Below are 19,694 nucleotides of genomic sequence, written 5' to 3'. Positions count from 1 at the left end.
CCTGATACAGATCAACGGCTTCATATATTCAGCAGAATGCGACCAGTCACAGCAAAGACCGGCTAAATACTTTGCGGCAAAGCCCTGCGCTGTGATTAACTGGTTTTATAGTTATGAATAAGCCGGCGGCCACAATCTGGTTGCTCAGCAGAGGGACATCATCGTGGTATTCAATCGTTGTACGCTGGCCTTGTTGCTGGCCTTGTTGCTGGCCGGTCTGACAGGGACGGCGGGGGCCGACAGTTTTTATCAGCTGGATTTGGCTGGTCATCAGCGGCATCAGATAGCTGTCAGTGCGCGTTTTGTTGTGGCAGACACGGCACCTTTGCTGCTGCAGATGTCATCCGCATCGCCAGGGCGTTATGCCCGCCACGACTTTGCCAAAAATATTTATGCGCTTAAAGCACTGGATGGGCAGGGCAACCCACTGGCGCTGCAGCGTATGTCGCCGACCAGCTGGCAGGTCAGTGGCCATCAGGGCGAAGTGCAGGTCAGCTACTTGTTGTTTGGCAATCATGCCGACGGCACCTATAACCAGATTGACAGCCGCCACGTGCATTTAAATATGCCCGCATCTCTGTTATTTGCCCCGGCGTTGCGGGCCGCGCCGGCCACAGTCAGCCTCAAAACCATGCCCGAAGGCTGGCGGGCTGCGACTCAGCTGTATCCGCAGCCGGATGGTTCGCTCAATGCACCACAGATCGATTATCTGATGGATAGTCCGCTGGAGCTGAGCGAGCATCAGCTGTACAGCTTCAGCCAGCCGTCCGGTGGCAAAACTTATCGGATTGAACTGGCGCTGCATCACGATGGCAGTGCTGATGAAGCCAAAGTGCTGTTAGAGAAAACTCAGGCAGTGGTCAGGCAGCAGCAGGCGATTTTTGGTGAACTGCCGGATTTTGCCAACCAGCGTTACACCTTTATCGCCGACTATTTGCCGGGTGTCGATGGCGATGGCATGGAGCACCGGAATTCGACCGTGGTGACCAGTGACAGCTCGCTGGCGCAGAATGAATTCAGTCAGATTGAAACGATTTCCCATGAGTTTTTTCATGCCTGGAATGTCGAGCGGATCCGGCCAAAAAACCTCGAACCTTTTGATTACAGCCAGACCAATATGAGTGATGCGCTGTGGTTTGCCGAAGGGTTTACCAACTACTACGGCAAACTGGCGTTAAAGCGCAGCAGTCATTTTGATTTAGACACTTATCTGGAAAAAGTGCAAAAGCCGTTAAATCAAACGTTACAAACGCCGGCGCGGCGTTGGTCTGGTCCGGCCGCGGTCAGCCAGCAGGCTGTGTTTGTCGATGCCGGTGTGGCGGTGGATAAAAGTAATTATGCGAACAACTTCCTGTCGTATTACACCTACGGCGAAGTCGTGGCGCTGGCGCTGGATTTAACGCTGCGCACGCAGTACAACACCGATTTGGACGCGTTGATGCAGTTGATGTGGCAACGATTTGGCAAACCGGAACAACCTTATCAGCTGGCGGATATTCAGCAGGCGCTGGCCGAAGTCAGTGGCGATGCGGAGTTTGCAGCGGCATTTTTTCGTGACAGCGTTCATGGCCCGGCCTTGCCGGATTTTGCCGCTTTGTTCGCGCAAATGGGCTTAACGCTGGAGCCGGAAGATGCGGAGAAAGCCTGGCTCGGGCCTTTGACGCTGGAAAGCTTCGGCGATGCGGTGCGGGTACAGTCGGTGTCGCGCGACGGCAGTCCCTGGGCCAGTGCCGGTATCACCGACGGTGATTTATTGCTAAAGCTTGGCGCGGTGCGGCTGCGCTCCGCCGAGGATATCGACACTGCGCTCAAAGCAGCAAGCCCCGGTGATGTGCTCGCTCTGCAGTACCGCCGCTTTGACCGCGAACACACCGTGAAAATCACCGTAGCGGCGGATCCGACGCTAAAACTGAGCCTGGATAAAAAAGCCAGCCGCGCCAGTATCAAACGCCGTGATGCCTGGTTAGGGGCGAAAAAGCTCTAGGACAGGTCATTCAGATCGCAAAGGCCGGTAACTTACCGGCCTTTTTTATGGCAGATTTATCTGCCAATTGGCTTTCAGACCACGCTGGCCACTACCTGATAAATGCCGTGTAACATCAGATAGAACAGTGCCAGCAAGGTGGTATTCAGGCTGTATTTCACCACTTTGTATAAGCGCGGTTTGGTTTTCTTCATCGTTTTGCCCTGGCCCAGCAAAGGTGACACTTTGGCAAACAAAGCACTGGCTTTGCCGACTTTATCCTCGGCCGTATTCGGCACTACCGTGGTCCGTACCAGAAAACCATAAAAGAAATTGAACAAACGGCCCGGCCAGTACATCGGGCGTTCGATGTCGCACATCAGGATCAGGCGATGCTGGTCGGTATCATTACGGACAAAATGCGGGAAGGTCTCATCAAAAATAAAGGCTTCACCATCGCGCCAGTGCGCGGCTTTGCCGTCGACATTAATAAAACAGTCCGGTGAATTCGGCACCATCAGGCCAAAATGGTAACGCAGTGAACAGGCCAGCGGATCTGAGTGAATGGTCAGCTGCGAATGCGGCGGCAGAATAGAAAACATCGCGCCTTTGATTTCGGGAATTTGCTGCAAAATTGCCAGCGTTTGCGGGCAGGTTTTTTTTGCACTTGTGTGCTGATAGCCATACCAGCACAGGTAAAATTTGCTCCAGCCGTATTTAAAAAAAGTGCGGAAACCGACGTCGTAATAACCGGGGCTGCCGGGTTCATTGGTCTGGCAAAACGCTTTGTTGTCAAACAGGGCTTTGGCTTCTGCCAGAATGGTCGGGTAATGCTGTTGAATTAAATGCAGGTTTTTATACTGTGCCGGGTCGATGTAAGCGCCCTGGGCTTTGCGTTTGGTAAACAGATATAACACGCAGTTAAATGGCGCAAAAATCGGCCAGCTCTTGCGTAAATACTGACTGAAACTCTGATAACGGGCGTCACCACGTAAGCGATAGACATAAAAAATCGTGGCTGAAAACCAGCAGAAAATAAACAGTGTGAACAGCATAAAGATCCTTGTTGTTATTGTTATGCCTGTGGCTGGCTGCACAAGTTCGCTGTGGCTTAGCTCAGCACAGATGGATGACGACTCGATGACAGCGCCGGACAAAACTCCGGCTCTGGTTAACTTAGCTGGTTCAGCGGGCGCTTGTCCAGAGGCCAGCGCAGGATAAAATCGGTGTTACCATGACCGGGACTTTGCGCCGCATCCGGCACAGAAACAGCGCTGATTTCACCGCCGTGCAGTGTCACTATCGATTGCACCATGGCAAGGCCAAGACCAGCCCCTTCACTGTGGCGTTGCCGTGAAGGATCTGCGCGGTAAAAGCGTTCAAACAGCCGTGGTAAATGCTCCGGCGCTATCACAGGACCACAGTTACGGATACATATCTCCAGGTGGCCGGCCAGCGTGTTGACCCGGATCCAGACTGTGCTGTCGGCGTCGGCATGCCGGATGGCATTGGACAGCAGATTCGACAGCGCGCGCTGCAGCATCACTTTGTCGGCCCGAAGTGAAACCGCGGGGCCTTGATACTGCAGGCGGATATTGCGTTCGTCAGCGATAAACTCAAAAAACTCAAACAGCTGCCGGCACAGGGGTTCTAACGCAACCGCTTCCGGCTGCAGTTTAATCAGCCCATGGTCAGTTTTGGCCAGCCACAACATGTCGCTGACCATTTTTGCCAGCCGCTCCTGCTCTTCCAGATTGGAATACAGCAGTTCGCGATATTCCTCGAGGCTGCGGTCTTTACTGAGGCTGACCTGCGTCTGAGTGATGAGGTTACTGAGCGGCGTGCGCAGTTCATGGGCGATGTCGGCCGAAAACTCCGATAGCCGGCTGAAGCCTTGCTGCAGGTTTTCAATCATCTGATTAAAACTTTGCACCAGTTCAGCCAGTTCCACCGGTACCTGACCCGGTTCCAGCCGCAAATGCAGTTTTTCGGTGCTGATCTGGCGGATATCACTGCTGAGCTGGCGCAGCGGCAACAAGCCCTGTCGCACGCCCAGCCAGGCTGCCAGTAAAATCAGTGCAACGGCAGCGGCGATGGTCAGCCATAAAGTCCAGCGCAGCAGATGCAGATAGTGCAGATGAAATTCCATTTCCATCGCCACGGCGATTTGCAGGCCTCGTGGCCCCTGCAAAATTGCGCCGCGATAAGTATGTGCGCCCTGATCCCAGCTGATAAGGTCGGCTGGCGTGATCTGACTGACAGGGCGGGTCAGACGAAATAACGGTGTTAAATCTGCGCCATCGGCACTGAGGGTTGGTTTTTCTGTCGCGTCCAGCACCAGATAATAAGTCTGATGATGACCAGTTAACACCTGATGCAGACTGGCATGATGTTGCTGCGGTTGCAGCGCCGGGTCTTGCAGCGTGTGCAGCACTGAATGCGCCACCGCCTGTAGTTCGCCGGCGTCCTGTTCAGCAAAATGCGCTTCAATGGAGTTTTGCAGCATAGTCGCCAGCAAGCCGGCACAGAGTAAAACGGCGGCGGCGACAAATAACATCACCCGGGTGGCGAGCGATAATGGCCGCGGTTGTGGCTGCGATGGCTCAGCTGGCGTCGGCATCCGGTACCTCCAGCTTGTAGCCCATGCCGCGCACGGTGTGAATGAGTTTCAAAGCTTGGTCGTCGTCCACTTTGCTGCGTAAGCGTCGTACTGCGACATCAATGACGTTGGTGTCGGAATCAAAATTCATATCCCAGACCTGGCTGGCAATCAACGAGCGCGGCAGCACTTCGCCTTCGCGACGCAGCAGCAGCTCCAGTAAAGCGAATTCTTTTGGTGTCAGATTGAGTTTTTTTCCGCCGCGGCTGGCTTTATGTTTGCTGATCTCCAGCACTAAATCGGCAGCCTGCAAGCGGTCAGCCTGCGGCGCCAGCTGACCACGGCGCAGTAAAGTGCGGGCCCGTGCCAGTAACTCGTTGAAAGCAAAAGGTTTTACTAGATAATCGTCGGCACCCAGTTCCAGCCCGCGCACCCGGTCATCGACAGTATCCAACGCGCTTAACAGCAACACCGGCGTATGGCGGTTGGCCTGACGCAGTGCTTTGACAATACGCAGGCCATCAACGTCCGGCAACATCACATCCAGGATAATCAGCTCAAACTCTTCGGTCATCGCCAGATGATGACCGTCCAGGCCATTGCGGCATAAAGTTGGATTAAAACCGGCTTCGGTAAAACCCTGTTTCAGGTAATCTCCGGTTTTCACTTCATCTTCGACAATCAATAAACGCATCGGATGTCTCTTCAGATCCTGGCTTTGAGCCGCTGTAGCATAACAGCTTAGGGTGACGTCGTGCAGCCAACAACCAGATGACAACCGGATGACAAAACTGTCATCTGTTGTGCTTTGGCAGGCGATGCTGTGGTAGTGGTGTCGCTTTACAGCAACGTGATGTCGCAGTAACTTAACTGCTCTTACCAGTGAAATCCAATAGCCGTCGCCCGGAGTATCCGCATGCAAACTTCTGATTTACTGCCATTTATTGCCTCAGTGTTTCAGCAAATGCCGTTTAATCAGCTGTTAGGGCTGCGGGTCACCGAGTTTTCGGCCGAACGTGCCGAAGTGCGCTTTGAGTGGAAAACCGAGCTGGTCGGCAATCCGGTGCAGCAAATTCTGCATGGTGGTGTGATTGCCTCAGTGCTGGATGTGGTGGGCGGTATTATGGCAGTGTCGAGCGCGCTGGTGCGCCTCGACACCACAGATCACGCCCAGCTGGCCGCCAAACTTGGCAAAATGAGCACTATCGATATCCGCACCGACTATCTGCGGCCAGGCCGTGGTGACGAATTTATCGCCACGGCGCAAGTGATCCGCTCCGGCAACAAAGTCTGCGTTTGCCGGATGGAGCTGCACAATAACGAAGGCCTGCACATCGCCCTCGGCACCGGTACATATCTGGTGGGGTAAAAACGGGATCTAAACAGGCAACCTGCGTTGCCTGTTGCCGTTTTTACGGCGAATCCGGGATTTCAGCAGGCAACCAATGTTGCCTGCTGCCGGAAAAGCGCCTTGAGCTCTGCGAAAGGCTGTTCTGAGCTCTGCGAAGGTCCGGGCGACGGGGTGCGCAACACCTACGGGAAACAATCCGTTGCCAGGGTACAAGTATCGGTATCCTCAGACATCCGTTAAAATGCCGCTTTGCCGGCCCTGCAGTTTTATATCGGATAAAACGCCGCAGTGACCGGAGCAAGGCGAATTTCCTCATGTCACTGACGCGCGAACAGAAAATCGGCGGTGCTTTTGCCGCCACTGCTTACACCCTATGGGGCGTTGCCCCGTTATATTTCAAACAGATTGATGAAGTGCCGGCGGCAGAAATTCTGCTGCACCGTATCGTTTGGTCTTTTGCCTTATTGGCTCTGGTGCTGACTTTATTACAGCAATGGCCCAAAGTCGTTGCGGTACTGCAAAAGCCAAAAATGGTGTTGGCGATGCTTGGCACCGCCTTGTTACTGGCTGGGAATTGGGGCTTGTTTATCTGGGCGGTGAATAATCACCATATGCTGGATGCCAGTCTCGGTTATTACATCAATCCGCTGCTGAATATTCTGCTCGGCATGTTATTCCTCGGCGAGCGCCTGCGACCGGCGCAGTGGGCCGCAGTGGCTTTGGCCTTTAGTGGTGTGTTGTTGCAGCTGATCCATTTTGGTTCTTTGCCCTGGATAGCACTGGTGCTGGCCGGCAGTTTTGCGCTGTACGGGTTGTTCCGCAAAAAGCTGGCGACTGATGCGATTGGTGGCCTGTTTATTGAGTCATTGTTGCTGATGCCGCTGGCGCTGTTGTATTGGAGCCAGTTCGCGGACAGTCCTTATGCTGACCTGACACAAAACCCATTGAGCCTGAACTTGTGGCTGGTTGCCGCCGGCGTGGTGACGACAGTGCCGTTGCTGTGTTTTATCGGCGCAGCGAAACGGCTGCAGTTATCGACGCTGGGCTTTTTTCAGTACATCGGCCCCAGTTTTATGTTTATTTTTGGCGTGTTTTTGTACAACGAACCGCTGGACCCGAGCAAATTACTGACTTTCGGTTTTATCTGGACCGCCTTGTGTCTGTACTCATTCGACGCCTGGCGGCATTTACGTCGCCCACGTCAGGCGCCATCCACAGCGCATTAAAACCGGTCGATGCGATAGGGGCTGAGATCCAGTTCCAGTGTCTGCCGCAGCAGCAGCGCACCGGTGATTTCGGCAGTCAGCGCCGCCCAGGTCAGCCCCAGATGCTGATGGCCAAAGTTTAAGTAAACCCCTGGATGGCGCGGCGCGGCGCCCAATACCGGCAGCGAATCCGGTAATGACGGCCTGTTACCGGCCCAGGGTTCCAGCGCCGGATTAGCCGAGGTTGGTTCTGCCAGCAGCTGATTGGCGTGTTTCAATAACACGCTGGCCCGTCGATAGTCCGGTGCACTGTTGATGCCGGCAAATTCCACAGTGCCGGCCAGCCGCAAGCCATGCTGCATCGGTGTCATAATAAACTTGCGCTCCAGCGAACTGACCGGGCTTTGTAGCGGCCGGCTTTGCGTCATCAGATGGTAGCCGCGCTCTGACTCCAGCGGTACCTGATAACCCAGATCTGCACATAACCGATGCGATGCAGCGCCGGCACAGATCACCAGCTGGCTGACCTGCAGGGCCAGCTCGCCCGGGCCTGTTTGCGGGATATTCGGCTCTGGCACCAGATCAAGCTGATAGCCGTTGTTGCATGGCCGGATGCGCTGCACCTGTTGCTGGCGGAATTGGCCACCCAAAGCGACAAATTGTTGATAAAGCTGCAAACACAGCGCATAAGGGTCTACTGTATGCGCCACTTCCGGAAATTCAATAGCGCCCTGAACCTGAGAACTAAGAGCCGGTTCACGGGCACGCAAGGCCGCTTGTTCCAGCCATTTCACGCTGATCCCTGCTTCTTTGTATTGACGAAAGGTTTGCGCCAGGTCGATTAAACCGGGTTGCTCCGACACCAGCAAAGCACCGCGAAACTGCACTAAATCCGTCGCTTCTGCCTGCGGCAACAGCCGTTGCCAGGCGGGCAGCGCCTGCGCGTTTAATACACTCAGCGCCCGTTGCAGGGCCTGCTGCCGGCTAGGCCGCACGTTGGCAACAAAACGCAGCAACCAGGGTAGGGCTTTAAAAAAATATCCGGCGCGCAGCCGCAGCGGGCCTGTCGGGTCCAGCAGCATGGCCGGCAGCTGGCGCAGTACCGCGATGGATGCCAGCGGAAACACCTGTTCTGTCGCGAAGTGACCGGCGTTACCGCGCGAACAGCCGCTGCCAGGGCCCTGCGCATCCAGCAGCACCACTGAAAGACCAGCGCGCTGCAATTGCAATGCGGTCGTCAGGCCGACTATACCGGCGCCAATCACTGCAACTTTGACCTTTGCCTCTGTATCCATTTGTCGAATTCTCTTGCTTTTAGAGGATTGTATACAATATCCTAAATATCGAATGGTTCGTCAAACTGTATTTCAGGAGTGCTGTGATGTCTGCTGCTTTGTCTACCCCGGTAATGGCCAATCGCCCGCAATGGGCCGGTGTATTTCCGGCGATTTCTACCCAGTTTCATGCCGATGGAACTATTAACTTTGCTGCCAACCAGCGCATGCTGGAACAGCTGATTGCAGATGGCATCGACGGCATCATTGCGCTTGGCACTATCGGCGAGAATGCTTCACTAAGCGCGGCGGAAAAACTGGAATTTTTGCGTCATACCGTACAAACCGTCGCCGGCCGTATTCCGGTGATTGCTGGTTGTACCGAGCATAGCGCAACAGATGCAGTGACCTATGTGCAGGCCGCTGAACAGATTGGCGTGTCGGGCATTATGCTGCTGCCGGCAGTGGTTTATCGCGGCACTGATCGCGAAGTGCTGGTGCATTACCAGACGGTTGCCCGCGCCACCAACTTGCCGATTATGATTTACAACAATCCGGTCAGTTATGGCGTGGATATTAATCTGCAGATGACGGCGATTTTGGCGGAAGAGCCGAATATCGTGGCGATTAAAGAATCGACCACAGATACCCGTCGCATCACTGAGCTGCAAAGCCGGTTTGGTGAGCGTTTTATTATCTTCTGTGGCGTTGACGATATAGCACTCGAATCTGTACTGCTTGGCGCCACCGGTTGGATCTCGGGCCTTACCAATGTGTTTCCACGTGAATCCGTGACCTTATTTGCGCTGGCCCGCGCCGGTTACTTAAAAGAAGCGCGCGAGATTTACCGCTGGTTTATGCCGTTGCTGCGGCTCGATACGATCCCGACGCTGGTGCAATGCATCAAGTTTGCCGAGCAATTGGTTGGGCGCGGCAGTGAGCAAGTGCGTCTGCCACGGCTGACGCTGATCGGCGACGAACGTGCTTATGTGGAAAAAGTTGTGGCTGATGCACTCGCGAGCCGGCCGGATCTGAGCCACTATCAGCGTTTGCTGAATCAATAACAGCCCGGCCCATGCGGTTTTCAGGAGCAGCAGTATGCTAAAAGGTACCTTTTTTTGTATCGACGCCCACACCTGCGGCAATCCGGTACGGCTGGTGACCAGCGGTCATCCGCAGTTAAACGGTCAGACCATGAGCGAAAAACGGCTGGATTTTCTCGCCCGTTTTGACTGGATCAGGCAAGCGCTGATGTTTGAACCGCGTGGCCATGCCATGATGTCCGGCGCTTTTTTGTACCCGCCGTGCAGCAGCGATGCGGACGCTTCAGTGCTGTTTATCGAAACCAGCGGCTGTTTGCCGATGTGCGGACACGGCACTATCGGCACTGTCACGGCTGCGCTGGAAGCGGGTCTCATCACCCCGAAAATACCGGGTCAGTTGTTATTAGACGTGCCGGCCGGTCAGGTCCGCATCAGCTATCAGCGCGACGGCGATAAAGTCACATCGGTGAAAATCCGCAATGTGGCGTCATTTCTGGCGATTAAAGGCGGTGAAATCGATGTGCCTGGCCTTGGCCTGATCAAATTTGATGTGGCCTACGGCGGCAATTTTTATCTGATTGTCGAGCCGCAGGCCAATTTCCCCGGCCTTGAGCACTGGACAGCCGCTGATGTGCTGCGCTGGAGCCCGTTAGTGCGCAAGATCGCTAATCAGCATTATTCCTGTGTGCATCCGCTCGATGCCAGTATTGCCGGCATCAGCCACGTACAGTGGACCGGCAAGCCGAAAACATCAGGCTCTGATGCCGCCAACGCAGTGTTTTATGGCGATGGCGCCATCGACCGTTCGCCCTGTGGCACCGGCACCAGCGCGCGGATGGCACAGCTGTATGCCCGCGGTGATTTAAAGGTCGGCGACCGTTTCGTGCATGAAAGCATCATCGGCAGCCAGTTCACCGGTGTGGTGGAAGCGGCGACCGAAGTTGCTGGCATTGCCGCAATGTTCCCGTCCATCGCCGGCTGGGCCCATGTGTATGGTGCCAACCAAATCCGCGTCGATGACGCCGACCCTTATGCTTTTGGTTTTGAGGTGCGTTAATGCGCAATGATTCCTTATTTCAGCTGCAAGATGCCAACACGCCATTTGCTGGCCGTCACCTGATTGACGGTGTCTGGCAAGGCGAAGCGACGGCTGAATTTCACAGTTATATGCCGGCAGAAAACCGCGCCTTACCCTGGACTTTCCCCGAAGCGGGTTCGGCAGAGCTGCAGGCGCTGATGCAGAGTGCACAAACGGCTTTTGGCCAATATCGCCAAACCAGCCGCGCGGCGCGTGCGGCGTTTTTACGACAAATTGCCACTGAGATTGAGGTGCTCGGCAGCGTGCTGGTTGAAACTGTGATGGCGGAAACTGCCTTGCCGCAGGCGCGGGTTGAAGGCGAACGTGGCCGTACCTGCAACCAGCTGCGGCTTTTCGCGGGCTTGTTGGACGAGCCTGCAGCCAGCACTTATCTGCCGGCGCAGCCACAGCGTGTGCCGTTACCGGCACCTGAGCTCCGGCTCGATACTGTGCCGCTTGGGCCTGTGCTGGTATTTGCTGCCAGTAATTTCCCGCTGGCGTTTTCGGTGGCTGGTGGTGATACCGCCAGTGCCTTAGCGGCCGGTTGTCCGGTGATTGTTAAAGCGCATAATGCCCATCCGGCGACTTCAGCATTGGTGGCGCAGGCGATAGACAAAGCCCGGCAGGCCTGTGATTTACCGGCCGGAGTGTTTCAGCTAGTGTATGCACAGCGCCATGATTTTTCGGCGCAGCTGCTCCAGCATCCGGTAGTGAAAGCTGTGGCTTTTACCGGCTCAGAACTGCTTGGGCTGCATTTTCAAAAACTGATCCAGCAGCGCGCGGTGCCGGTGCCGTTTTATGGTGAGCTGGGTTCACAAAACCCGTTGCTGCTGTTACCGGAACAGCTGGCGCTGCATGGTGCGGCATTTGCCACAGCGCTGGCGCAGTCAGTGCTACAGGGCAATGGCCAGTTCTGTACCCGGCCTGGTCTGGTGTTTGTACCGGATCAACCAGAAACCGGCGCTATGCTGGATATGCTTACCGGTAGTTTCACTGCCACTTCGCTGGTGACTTTACTGACGGCAAAAATCGCCGAAGGCTACCGCCACAGCTGTGCGGTGCTCAATGGCTTGCCAGGTGTGACACAGCTTGCCGAGGGGCGGTCGGCACTGGTGGAAAAAGGCTGTCAGGTGTTGCCACGGCTGTTTATCACAGACGCGATGCGCTGGCATGAATTGCCGCAATTACAGCATGAAGTGTTTGGGCCTGCGACAGTGCTTATCCGCTACCGCACGCTGGCTGAAATAGCAGCGATCCTACCGACACTCAAAGGTCAGCTGACTTGTACGGTCTATGGCACAGATCAGGATTTGCAGGCGCTGCAGCCGTTACTACCGCTGCTTGTTGACTGTTGTGGCCGTCTCATTCGTAATCAGATGCCGACTGGCGTTGAAGTCTGCAGTGCCATGCAGCATGGCGGCCCTTTTCCGGCCAGTACAGACTTACGTTTTACAGCGGTCGGTACTGCGTCTTATCAGCGGTTTGTCCGGCCTATATGCTGGCAGAACTTTGGCGGCTGAATACAAAGCAGCTGCCACTGACTTTTTCGCCAAAACAAAAAGCCCCGCAATTGCGGGGCTTCTTTTTTGGCTAGCGGCTAATTAGTTCTTAGCGGCAGCTTTCTTTTCTTTCTCTTTCGCGATCACAGCTTCAGCTACGTTTGAAGGACATGCAGCGTAGTGGTCGAATTCCATAGAGAATTGGCCACGGCCTGATGTCATTGTACGCAGTGTAGAGATGTAACCGAACATCTCTGACAGCGGCACTGTTGCTTTGATACGAACGCCAGTTGCGCCAGACTCTTGACCAGAGATCATACCGCGACGACGGTTCAAGTCACCGATCACGTCACCAACGTGGTCTTCTGGAGTGAAGACGTCGACTTTCATGATTGGTTCTAACAGTTGTGGACCAGCTTTTGGCATTGATTGACGGAATGCGCCTTTAGCAGCGATTTCGAATGCGATAGCTGATGAGTCAACGGCGTGGAAACCACCGTCGAACAGTTCAACTTCAACGTCCAGTACCGGGAAGCCAGCCATGGTGCCTGTAGACATCATAGACTCGAAGCCTTTTTCGATCGCTGGGTAGAATTCTTTTGGAACGCTACCGCCAACAACTGTTGACTTGAATGTGAAGCCTGAGTTTGGCTCGCCCGGACGGATGCGGTAGTCAATTTTACCGTACTGACCAGAACCACCAGATTGTTTCTTGTGCGTGTAGCTATCTTCGATTTCACGAGTGATAGTTTCACGGTAAGCAACCTGTGGTTGACCAACAATCAGTTCAACGCCGTAAGTCCGTTTCAGGATGTCGACTTTGATATCTAAGTGCAGTTCACCCATGCCTTTGAGAATAGTTTCGCCAGAATCCTGGTCAGTCTCAACGCGGAACGTTGGATCTTCTGCAACCATCTTACCGATAGCTACAGACATCTTCTCCATGCCGCCTTTGTCTTTTGGCGTAACAGAGATAGAGATTACCGGCTCTGGGAATACCATTGGTTCTAAAGTACATGGTGCTTTTGGATCACACAGGGTGTGACCAGTTTGCGTGTTGTTTTTCAGACCAACCAGCGCGATGATGTCACCGGCCTGAGCAGTTGTCAGGTCAGTACGGTCGTTCGCGTTCATCTCAACCATCCGGCCGATACGTTCTGTCTTACCAGTGTAAGAGTTCAGAACTGTGTCGCCTTTGTTCAGCACGCCAGAGTAAATACGGATAAAGGTCAGGGCGCCGAAACGGTCGTCCATGATCTTGAATGCCAGTGCGCGGAATGGCTCGTCAGCAGAAACGATAGCGTGTTCGCCAGTTTCAGCACCTTCTTCGTCAGTCAGCGGCTGAGGATTAACTTCAGTTGGGTTCGGCAGGTAGTCAACAACTGCGTCTAACAGTAATTGCATACCTTTGTTTTTGAAGGCTGAACCACAGTAAGTTGGGAAGAATGCCAGCTCACGGGTACCTTTGCGGATACAAGCTTTGACTTGTTCCACAGTTGGCATTTCGCCTTCCATGTAAGCCATCAGCAGGTCATCGTCTTGCTCAACGGCAGTTTCGATCAGCTGTTCGCGGTACATAGCAACGTCATCCAGCATGTCAGCCGGGATGTCAGTCACTTTGTAGTTTTCTGGCTGGCCAGAATCGTCCCACACATAGGCTTTTTCAGACAGCAGGTCAACCACACCAACGAAGGTATCTTCGCGGCCGATTGGCAGAGTCATGATTAATGGTTGTGCGCCCAGAACGTTTTTAACTTGTTCTGTTACGCGGATGAAGTCAGCACCGATACGGTCCAGCTTGTTCACGAAGATCAGACGAGAAACTTTCGCGTCGTTGGCATAACGCCAGTTGGTTTCAGATTGAGGTTCTACACCGCCTGAACCACAGAATACACCGATACCACCGTCCAGAACTTTCAGAGAACGGTAAACTTCAACTGTGAAGTCAACGTGGCCCGGGGTATCGATCACGTTGAAACGGTGACCTTTCCAGAAACAGGTAACAGCAGCAGACTGAATAGTGATACCACGTTCAGCTTCCTGCACCATGAAGTCAGTAGTTGATTCACCTTCGTGAACTTCACCGATCTTGTGGATTTTACCGGTCAGTTTCAGGATACGTTCGGTCGTGGTGGTTTTACCGGCATCAACGTGAGCGAAGATACCAATGTTTCTGTATAAGGATAAATCTGCTGACATAGTCATCTCGATTAAGCTAGGGGTTAGAAAATAGGGCGACAATATACAGGATTTTATTTCGATTTGCCCGAAAAAAAAGCAATGATCCGGACAGTTTCACCCAACTGTCTTATTTTGCCGCTGCAAACATCGCGTTACAGCAGTAAAGACTGCTATAACGGTTTGAAATGTCAGCCACTAAGCGGCTGAAATCAAAACGGAAGGGCGAATGATCCTGCTGCGGGACTTCGGATCAGTTGCTCAGGCTGGCGACTATTTGTTTCACTTCACCGGCTGCGCCGAGGATATGCTGAGCCAACAAGGCACAGGCGGCGTCGGTCTGGCCTTCACGGCACAACTTCAGCAGTTCACTATGTTCCGGATCGGCTTTTTGCACACCACCGGCCAGCATCAGATGCATGCGGATGTAGCGGTCTGACGTGGTCAGCAGTTGCTGCACCATTTCAAAACTTAAGGGCCGGTTGGCGGCGCGGTACAAAGTCAGATGGAACTGAGTATTGAGCACACTCCAGCTGCCGGCGCTGTCCTGCTGTTGATAAGCATCAGCCATCTGGCTGCGCAGCACTTCGGCGGCAGCAAGATCAGCTTCAGTCAGTAACGGCACCGCGCGGCGCAGCAAATCGGTTTCCAGCATAGCTCTGAGTTCAAATAACTCAGTGACCTGGTCGGCAGATAAGCGGGTGGCGGTGGCGCCTTTATGCGCCTCAAACTCGACCAGCCCCTCAGCTTCCAGTTGCAGCAGCGCTTCGCGCACCGGAATGCGACTTACATTTAACTCTTCGGCCAGCGCGGCCTGACGCAGCGGTTCACCGCCTTTAATGGCGCCGGACAGGATCTTCTGCCGAATTACTTCAACAACGACTTGGGTGCGGGTTTTGTATTCGATACTCATCAGGGGTCCGGGTTACCGATATATGCTGCAAAAACACAGTATACCAAGTCGATATAGTCATTCGTCTATCAGTTTTAATGGTGAGATCGCATCCGGCATTTGAGCTGTGGCACTATTATAAGACGTAAAATCACAGAGGTCGTTATGAAGCTATATATCGCAGTTGATGTCTCGGATGATGATGTCACGGTGCAGGAAATCGCAGAGCAATGTGGTTATGACTTGAAACATCCGGCGGTGCATGACGTCGGTGCACCGGAACCAGTTGAATATCTCGGGGAAAGCTGTTTGTTGCTGCGGGTGCACTTGTTGCGGGATATCACAGCGACAGATTTATTGCAGGAAGCACAGGTACTGATTTCTCATCCGTCAGTGTCGTCCGTGCGAAAGTTATGGGTTGAGGCCTGAGCTATTGCATCAGGCCTGTGCATAAATCTCCCGATAGCCCAGCCAGCGGCGGATCAGCGCTTCACTGCCACGGCGATCCTGCTGCCACAGCAACTGGGCTGTCTGTTGCGCCGCCGGGATCAAATCCTGATCGCGGCTTAGATCGGCGATGCGATAACTGGCGAGGCCAGTCTGGCGGGTGCCGAGCAGTTCACCCGGGCCACGAATTTCCAAATCGCGTTGGGCGATAACAAAGCCGTCGTTGCTGTCGCGCAGCACACTCAAGCGGGCCTGCGCGGTAGGGGACAGCGGCGCATGATACAGCAGCACGCAGTGTGAAGCGGCGCTGCCACGGCCGACCCGGCCACGTAGCTGGTGCAGTTGCGCCAGGCCAAGCCGCTCCGGGTTTTCGATAATCATCAGGCTGGCGTTTGGCACATCCACGCCGACTTCAATCACAGTGGTCGCGACTAATAATTGCAGTTCGTTCGCGGCGAAGGCCTGCATCACCGCTTGTTTTTCACTGCTTTTCAGCCGGCCATGCACCAGGCCAATGTTCAGTTCCGGCAAAGCTGCAGCAAGTTCGGCGGCGGTGATTTCGGCGGCCTGACATTGCAGCGCATCGGATTCATCAATCAAAGTGCAGACCCAATACGCCTGCCGGCCTTGTTCCTGCACCACCTGGCGCACCCGGCTGACGACTTCAGCACGGCGCGTGTCCGGGATTGCCACAGTCGTTACCGGCGTGCGGCCCGGCGGCAGCTCGTCGATGATAGAGGTGTCCAAATCAGCGTATGCGGTCATCGCCAGCGTGCGGGGGATAGGCGTCGCTGTCATCACCAACTGATGTGGCGCAAACCCCTGTTGTTCACCTTTGGCTCTGAGTTCCAGCCGCTGATGCACACCAAAGCGGTGTTGTTCGTCGATGATGGCAAGCGCCAGCGCAGCAAACTGCACTTGCTGCTGAAACAAGGCATGAGTGCCAATCACCAACCGGGCGCTGCCATCGGCAATGGCAGCAAGCTCAGCGTCGCGCGTTTTGCCTTTGGTTTTGCCACCAAGCCAGGCTATCTGCACGCCTAAAGGTTCCAGCCAGCGCCGGAAGGTGCTGGCGTGTTGCTCGGCCAGCAGTTCAGTCGGCGCCATCAGTGCGACTTGCCAGCCGGCCTGGATCACCGGCAAAGCAGCGAGCGCCGCGACCAGGGTTTTACCGGAGCCAACGTCGCCCTGCACCAACCGTAACATAGGTTCTGTGCGGGCCAGATCTTGCTGAATTTGCTGCAATACCCGTTGCTGCGCGCCGGTTGGTCTAAACGGCAGGCTGGCCAGCAGTTGCGGCGTCAGCTGTTGGTCGGGCGGAATGGGACGGGCGGCCTGAGTGCGCGACAGGCTGCGCACCTGCAGCATGCTGAGCTGCTGCGCCACCAGTTCTTCAAAAATCAGCCGCTGCTGCGCCGGATGTTGTCCCAGTTCCAGCAGCTGTAAAGAAGCATCCGGCGGTGGCCGGTGCAGATAAAATAACGCGTCGCTGAGGCTCCAGGCCTGCCAGTGGCCGGCATGCTGTGCCTGCAGCGCGAATAACGGCGCCAGATATTCTTCCGGCGCGGCGCGGCGCAGCTCTGTCAGCGCCTGCTCTGTCAGCGTGCGCCAGCTGCCTTGTTTTAAGCCTTCGGTGGTCGGGTAGACTGGCGTCAGCGACTCGGCGAGCTCGGGGCCGGCGTCATCTTTGATGATTTTGTATTCCGGATGCAGCATCTCCACGCCACGCATGCCGCGTTTGACTTCGCCAAAACAGCGTAGCGTGACCCCCGGTTCCACTGCGTTTTTTTGTGCCGCGCTGAAGTGGAAAAACCGCAGCGTGATACTGCCGCTGCCGTCACGCAGCACTACTACCCAACTGCGTCTTTTGCCAAAGGTGATTTCACTGCTTTGCACCACGCCCTGCACACTGACCTGCTGCGCCGGCCAGGTGTCGGCGATAGGGCAGACGCGGGTGCGGTCTTCATAACGGAGTGGCAGGTGGAACAAAATATCCTGCACCGAATGCAGGCCCAGTTTTTCCAGCAACGCAGCAGTTTTGGCGCCAACACCTTTGAGATGCACTATGGCCAGGTTGGCAAGAGAGGTCCGGCTCAAATTCTGTCAGGTCCGCAGACAATCATCGTCGCATCATAACGGAAAAATACTGCAGCGTGCGCAGGCTCAGTAAAAATGCGTTTTATTGGCCGCGACCATGTGTTGCAGTGCCTGATCGATTTTTGGCCAGAGCGCCTGGTGCGGGCTTAACCGGGACATCGCCAGATGAGTGCGCTGAGTGTGGTCCGCGGGTAGTTGCCAGTCATTGAGCTTCAGCGTCTTAAAACGCGGATTTTTCTGTAATTCCAACGAGGTATAATGCAGTGGCCCCACGTAAAGATCGGCTTGCTGATACAACAATAACGCCAGCGCACTTTCCAAATTTTTGCCCCAAATGATGGTCATTTGCAACTGGGGTAACCGTTTCAGAAAGGCCGGTGGATAAGTGCGGTCTTTCGTCAGTACCACGATGCGCCCGCGCAAGTCCTGTTCGCGTTGGATCTCCGGGCTATGCGGCGCTAAAAAGATACTGGTCATCCGCACTTCATCAAAAGGCGCCATCAGATATACCGCCTGGCGCGCTTCGGTTTGCACCAAACCAGTCATCAGATCGGTTTTACCTTCTTCCAGCAGTTTCAGACAACGGCTTAATGGGGTTGGAGGGCTGAACGTCAGGGTAAAACCACTGGCATCCGCCAGTTCACGCATCATGTCGACCATAGGCCCGGTGGGCGCCTGCCCGGCTATGTAGCTATGGCGCGGCGGCAAGTGATCAAGGCACCATTGCAGCACAGGTTTAGCTGGAGTCTGGGATGCTTCGGTAGGGTTGGCTACTGCCTGCGATAGCCAGCAAAACAAGCACAGAGCGCTGTAGCGAAACCATCCGGACATCTGCAACTCCTTCTGGCATCAAGCCAGTCTGTTAGTTTCCTACCAACACCGATAAGTCGGCCTGGCTTGCATCCGGTGCGTATAAGCGGCTGACAGTTCCGTCTGCCATCATTTCGGCGATAGTTTTTTCAATGACGGCGGCCAGTTGCGGGTGGCGGCTATGCCGGGAAAAGCCAATATAGATAAACTGCGGTGTGGCCGTTTTAAGCATCAATGGCGCGCGTTTAAATTTCTGATGTAAACGCGGTGTGTTGTACAAATAATCCAGCGAACTGTAACGCGGTACAATTAAGCCATCAACCCGGCCTTTGGCCAGTACATCAAAACCGGCAGCGATACTTGGGACCTCCAGCTGGCGGTTGGATCCCAGATTACGGACTAAGGTCATCAAATCCGGATGATAGGCGTAGTTGCGCACTGTCGCTAAGGTTAAATGTTCCAGCTGACTGAGCTGATTAATCGTGCGGGGGTCGTCACCACGCTGATACAAAGATTCCGGAATACGTTCGCTGTATGGAAACATCAGCATTAAGGCTTCGCGTTCCGGTGTTTTGTTCAGATTAGTCATTAGATCCGCTTCGCCACTGGCGATTTGGCGAAAACAACGGGCTACCGGCGTTCGGGGACTGTATTCAATCCGAAAGCCAGCGCGGCGCGCCAGTTCCTGCATCAGGTCGACAGAGGCGCCAACCGGGCGGTCAGGCCGCTGGAATTCATGAAAACGCGGGAAATGGTCCAGACACCAGTGCAGCACCGGCCGGTCGTCTGCGGCCTGCACCGCCGACGACAATAACAATAAAGTGAACAGCAGTGACTGCGTCAGCCACTGCCGGCAACGGCTTAGTTGGTTGATGGCAACTCCATCACACCGTCGATTTCAATCTGCGCGGCGCGCGGCAAAGCGCTGACCTGCACTGCAGCCCGCGCCGGATAAGGCTGGCTGAAGTACAGCGCCATGATTTCGTTGACGATGGCAAATTTGCTTAAGTCAGTCAGGAAAATATTCACTTTGACCATATCCTGGATAGTGCCACCGGCGGCTTCACAGACGGCAGACAGGTTTTTAAATACCTGATGGGCCTGCTCGGCGAAATCTTCCGACACCATCTGCATGCTAGCCGGCACCAGCGGAATTTGGCCACTTAAATACACAGTAGTGCCAATTTTGACCGCCTGCGAATAAGTGCCGATGGCGGCAGGGGCATTGGCAGTACTGATAATGACTTTGGACATGAGG

At 54.7% G+C, this 19,694-nt stretch carries 17 protein-coding genes; 7 read left to right on the top strand and 10 right to left on the bottom strand.

The genetic code is table 11. The features are described 5' to 3' along the window. The first annotated feature begins 163 nt into the window (after window positions 1-163). Window positions 164-1,984, top strand: a complete 1,821-nt coding sequence (locus tag Q399_RS0115480) for a M61 family metallopeptidase (protein WP_051686062.1) — start codon at window positions 164-166, stop codon at window positions 1,982-1,984. Window positions 1,985-2,058: 74 nt separating this feature from the next. On the opposite strand, the gene Q399_RS0115475 is transcribed toward Q399_RS0115480, so the two are convergent. The 3 genes from Q399_RS0115475 to Q399_RS0115465 all read right to left on the bottom strand — a co-directional run bounded on the left by Q399_RS0115475 (window position 2,059) and on the right by Q399_RS0115465 (window position 5,256). Further along, window positions 2,059-3,018, bottom strand: coding sequence for an aspartyl/asparaginyl beta-hydroxylase domain-containing protein (locus tag Q399_RS0115475; RefSeq protein WP_031569939.1), 960 nt, complete (start codon window positions 3,016-3,018; stop codon window positions 2,059-2,061). A 116-nt stretch (window positions 3,019-3,134) separates the two neighbouring features. Next, the gene (locus Q399_RS0115470; RefSeq protein ID WP_051686061.1) at window positions 3,135-4,583 is read right to left on the bottom strand and encodes a heavy metal sensor histidine kinase; all 1,449 of its coding nucleotides are present in this window, start codon (window positions 4,581-4,583) and stop codon (window positions 3,135-3,137) included. Further along, a complete protein-coding gene (locus Q399_RS0115465; protein ID WP_031569935.1) occupies window positions 4,567-5,256 on the bottom strand; it encodes a heavy metal response regulator transcription factor in 690 nt (229 codons plus the stop codon). Before Q399_RS0115465 ends, Q399_RS0115470 begins: the two co-directional genes overlap by 17 nt. 222 nt (window positions 5,257-5,478) lie before the next feature. Here Q399_RS0115465 and Q399_RS0115460 point away from each other — a divergent pair, with 222 nt between their 5' ends. Next, entirely contained in the window at window positions 5,479-5,931 is a 453-nt protein-coding gene (locus Q399_RS0115460) for a thioesterase family protein (RefSeq protein ID WP_031569934.1), read from the top strand. A gap of 296 nt (window positions 5,932-6,227) precedes the next feature. Continuing rightward, a complete protein-coding gene (gene rarD, locus Q399_RS0115455; RefSeq protein ID WP_031569932.1) occupies window positions 6,228-7,139 on the top strand; it encodes an EamA family transporter RarD in 912 nt (303 codons plus the stop codon). Here the strand turns inward: rarD and Q399_RS0115450 are convergent. Further along, a complete protein-coding gene (locus Q399_RS0115450) occupies window positions 7,136-8,413 on the bottom strand; it encodes an NAD(P)/FAD-dependent oxidoreductase (RefSeq protein ID WP_031569930.1) in 1,278 nt (425 codons plus the stop codon). The genes rarD and Q399_RS0115450 overlap by 4 nt on opposite strands. An 86-nt stretch (window positions 8,414-8,499) precedes the next feature. Here Q399_RS0115450 and dapA point away from each other — a divergent pair, with 86 nt between their 5' ends. From dapA to Q399_RS0115435, 3 genes are read left to right on the top strand one after another with little or no spacing between them, the layout of a single operon-like run. Next, window positions 8,500-9,456: a 4-hydroxy-tetrahydrodipicolinate synthase gene (gene dapA, locus Q399_RS0115445; RefSeq protein WP_245612898.1), complete on the top strand. Its 957-nt coding sequence runs from the start codon at window positions 8,500-8,502 to the stop codon at window positions 9,454-9,456. Between the two features lie 34 nt (window positions 9,457-9,490). Next, window positions 9,491-10,492 carry a 4-hydroxyproline epimerase gene (locus Q399_RS0115440; RefSeq protein WP_031569926.1) on the top strand — a complete coding sequence of 334 codons (1,002 nt, stop codon included), beginning with the start codon at window positions 9,491-9,493 and terminating at the stop codon, window positions 10,490-10,492. Next, entirely contained in the window at window positions 10,492-12,033 is a 1,542-nt protein-coding gene (locus Q399_RS0115435; RefSeq protein ID WP_051686060.1) for an aldehyde dehydrogenase (NADP(+)), read from the top strand. The genes Q399_RS0115440 and Q399_RS0115435 overlap by 1 nt, the downstream gene beginning before the upstream one ends. Window positions 12,034-12,114: 81 nt before the next feature. Here the strand turns inward: Q399_RS0115435 and fusA are convergent, their stop codons facing one another. After that, on the bottom strand, window positions 12,115-14,217 hold the full coding sequence (gene fusA / locus Q399_RS0115425) for an elongation factor G (protein ID WP_479691990.1): 2,103 nt from the start codon (window positions 14,215-14,217) through the stop codon (window positions 12,115-12,117). A gap of 226 nt (window positions 14,218-14,443) precedes the next feature. Further along, entirely contained in the window at window positions 14,444-15,103 is a 660-nt protein-coding gene (locus Q399_RS0115420) for a GntR family transcriptional regulator (RefSeq protein WP_031569918.1), read from the bottom strand. 144 nt (window positions 15,104-15,247) lie between these two features. Between Q399_RS0115420 and Q399_RS0115415 the strand changes: the two genes are divergently transcribed. Further along, window positions 15,248-15,511, top strand: a complete 264-nt coding sequence (locus tag Q399_RS0115415) for a hypothetical protein (RefSeq protein WP_031569917.1) — start codon at window positions 15,248-15,250, stop codon at window positions 15,509-15,511. Window positions 15,512-15,520: 9 nt separating this feature from the next. Here the strand turns inward: Q399_RS0115415 and recG are convergent, their stop codons facing one another. From recG to Q399_RS0115395, 4 genes are all read right to left on the bottom strand, one after another. Further along, on the bottom strand, window positions 15,521-17,626 hold the full coding sequence (gene recG, locus Q399_RS0115410; protein ID WP_031569915.1) for an ATP-dependent DNA helicase RecG: 2,106 nt from the start codon (window positions 17,624-17,626) through the stop codon (window positions 15,521-15,523). Window positions 17,627-17,692: 66 nt separating this feature from the next. Further along, window positions 17,693-18,457, bottom strand: coding sequence for a transporter substrate-binding domain-containing protein (locus Q399_RS0115405; RefSeq protein ID WP_084164399.1), 765 nt, complete (start codon window positions 18,455-18,457; stop codon window positions 17,693-17,695). Between the two features lie 31 nt (window positions 18,458-18,488). Further along, window positions 18,489-19,253 carry a substrate-binding periplasmic protein gene (locus Q399_RS0115400; RefSeq protein WP_051686059.1) on the bottom strand — a complete coding sequence of 255 codons (765 nt, stop codon included), beginning with the start codon at window positions 19,251-19,253 and terminating at the stop codon, window positions 18,489-18,491. 44 nt (window positions 19,254-19,297) lie between these two features. After that, window positions 19,298-19,690, bottom strand: a complete 393-nt coding sequence (locus tag Q399_RS0115395; RefSeq protein ID WP_031569909.1) for a RidA family protein — start codon at window positions 19,688-19,690, stop codon at window positions 19,298-19,300. Window positions 19,691-19,694 lie beyond the last annotated feature (4 nt).

It is taken from the genome of Rheinheimera texasensis DSM 17496, from assembly GCF_000711985.1.
In the GTDB taxonomy this organism is placed as follows: Bacteria; Pseudomonadota; Gammaproteobacteria; order Enterobacterales; family Alteromonadaceae; genus Pararheinheimera; species Pararheinheimera texasensis.
Note: the sequence above shows the minus strand (reverse complement) of the source record. Positions and strands in the feature narration are given on the sequence as shown.

Bases quoted from the DNA above. Each gene is read 5' to 3' on its own strand.
- Q399_RS0115475 (WP_031569939.1), bottom strand. From the start codon at position 3,018: ATGCTGTTCACACTGTTTATTTTCTGCTGGTTTTCAGCCACGATTTTT.
- Q399_RS0115470 (WP_051686061.1), bottom strand. From the start codon at position 4,583: ATGCCGACGCCAGCTGAGCCATCGCAGCCACAACCGCGGCCATTATCG.
- Q399_RS0115465 (WP_031569935.1), bottom strand. From the start codon at position 5,256: ATGCGTTTATTGATTGTCGAAGATGAAGTGAAAACCGGAGATTACCTG.
- Q399_RS0115460 (WP_031569934.1), top strand. From the start codon at position 5,479: ATGCAAACTTCTGATTTACTGCCATTTATTGCCTCAGTGTTTCAGCAA.
- rarD (WP_031569932.1), top strand. From the start codon at position 6,228: ATGTCACTGACGCGCGAACAGAAAATCGGCGGTGCTTTTGCCGCCACT.
- Q399_RS0115450 (WP_031569930.1), bottom strand. From the start codon at position 8,413: ATGGATACAGAGGCAAAGGTCAAAGTTGCAGTGATTGGCGCCGGTATA.
- dapA (WP_245612898.1), top strand. From the start codon at position 8,500: ATGTCTGCTGCTTTGTCTACCCCGGTAATGGCCAATCGCCCGCAATGG.
- Q399_RS0115440 (WP_031569926.1), top strand. From the start codon at position 9,491: ATGCTAAAAGGTACCTTTTTTTGTATCGACGCCCACACCTGCGGCAAT.
- Q399_RS0115435 (WP_051686060.1), top strand. From the start codon at position 10,492: ATGCGCAATGATTCCTTATTTCAGCTGCAAGATGCCAACACGCCATTT.
- fusA (WP_479691990.1), bottom strand. From the start codon at position 14,217: ATGACTATGTCAGCAGATTTATCCTTATACAGAAACATTGGTATCTTC.
- Q399_RS0115420 (WP_031569918.1), bottom strand. From the start codon at position 15,103: ATGAGTATCGAATACAAAACCCGCACCCAAGTCGTTGTTGAAGTAATT.
- Q399_RS0115415 (WP_031569917.1), top strand. From the start codon at position 15,248: ATGAAGCTATATATCGCAGTTGATGTCTCGGATGATGATGTCACGGTG.
- Q399_RS0115405 (WP_084164399.1), bottom strand. From the start codon at position 18,457: ATGTCCGGATGGTTTCGCTACAGCGCTCTGTGCTTGTTTTGCTGGCTA.
- Q399_RS0115395 (WP_031569909.1), bottom strand. From the start codon at position 19,690: ATGTCCAAAGTCATTATCAGTACTGCCAATGCCCCTGCCGCCATCGGC.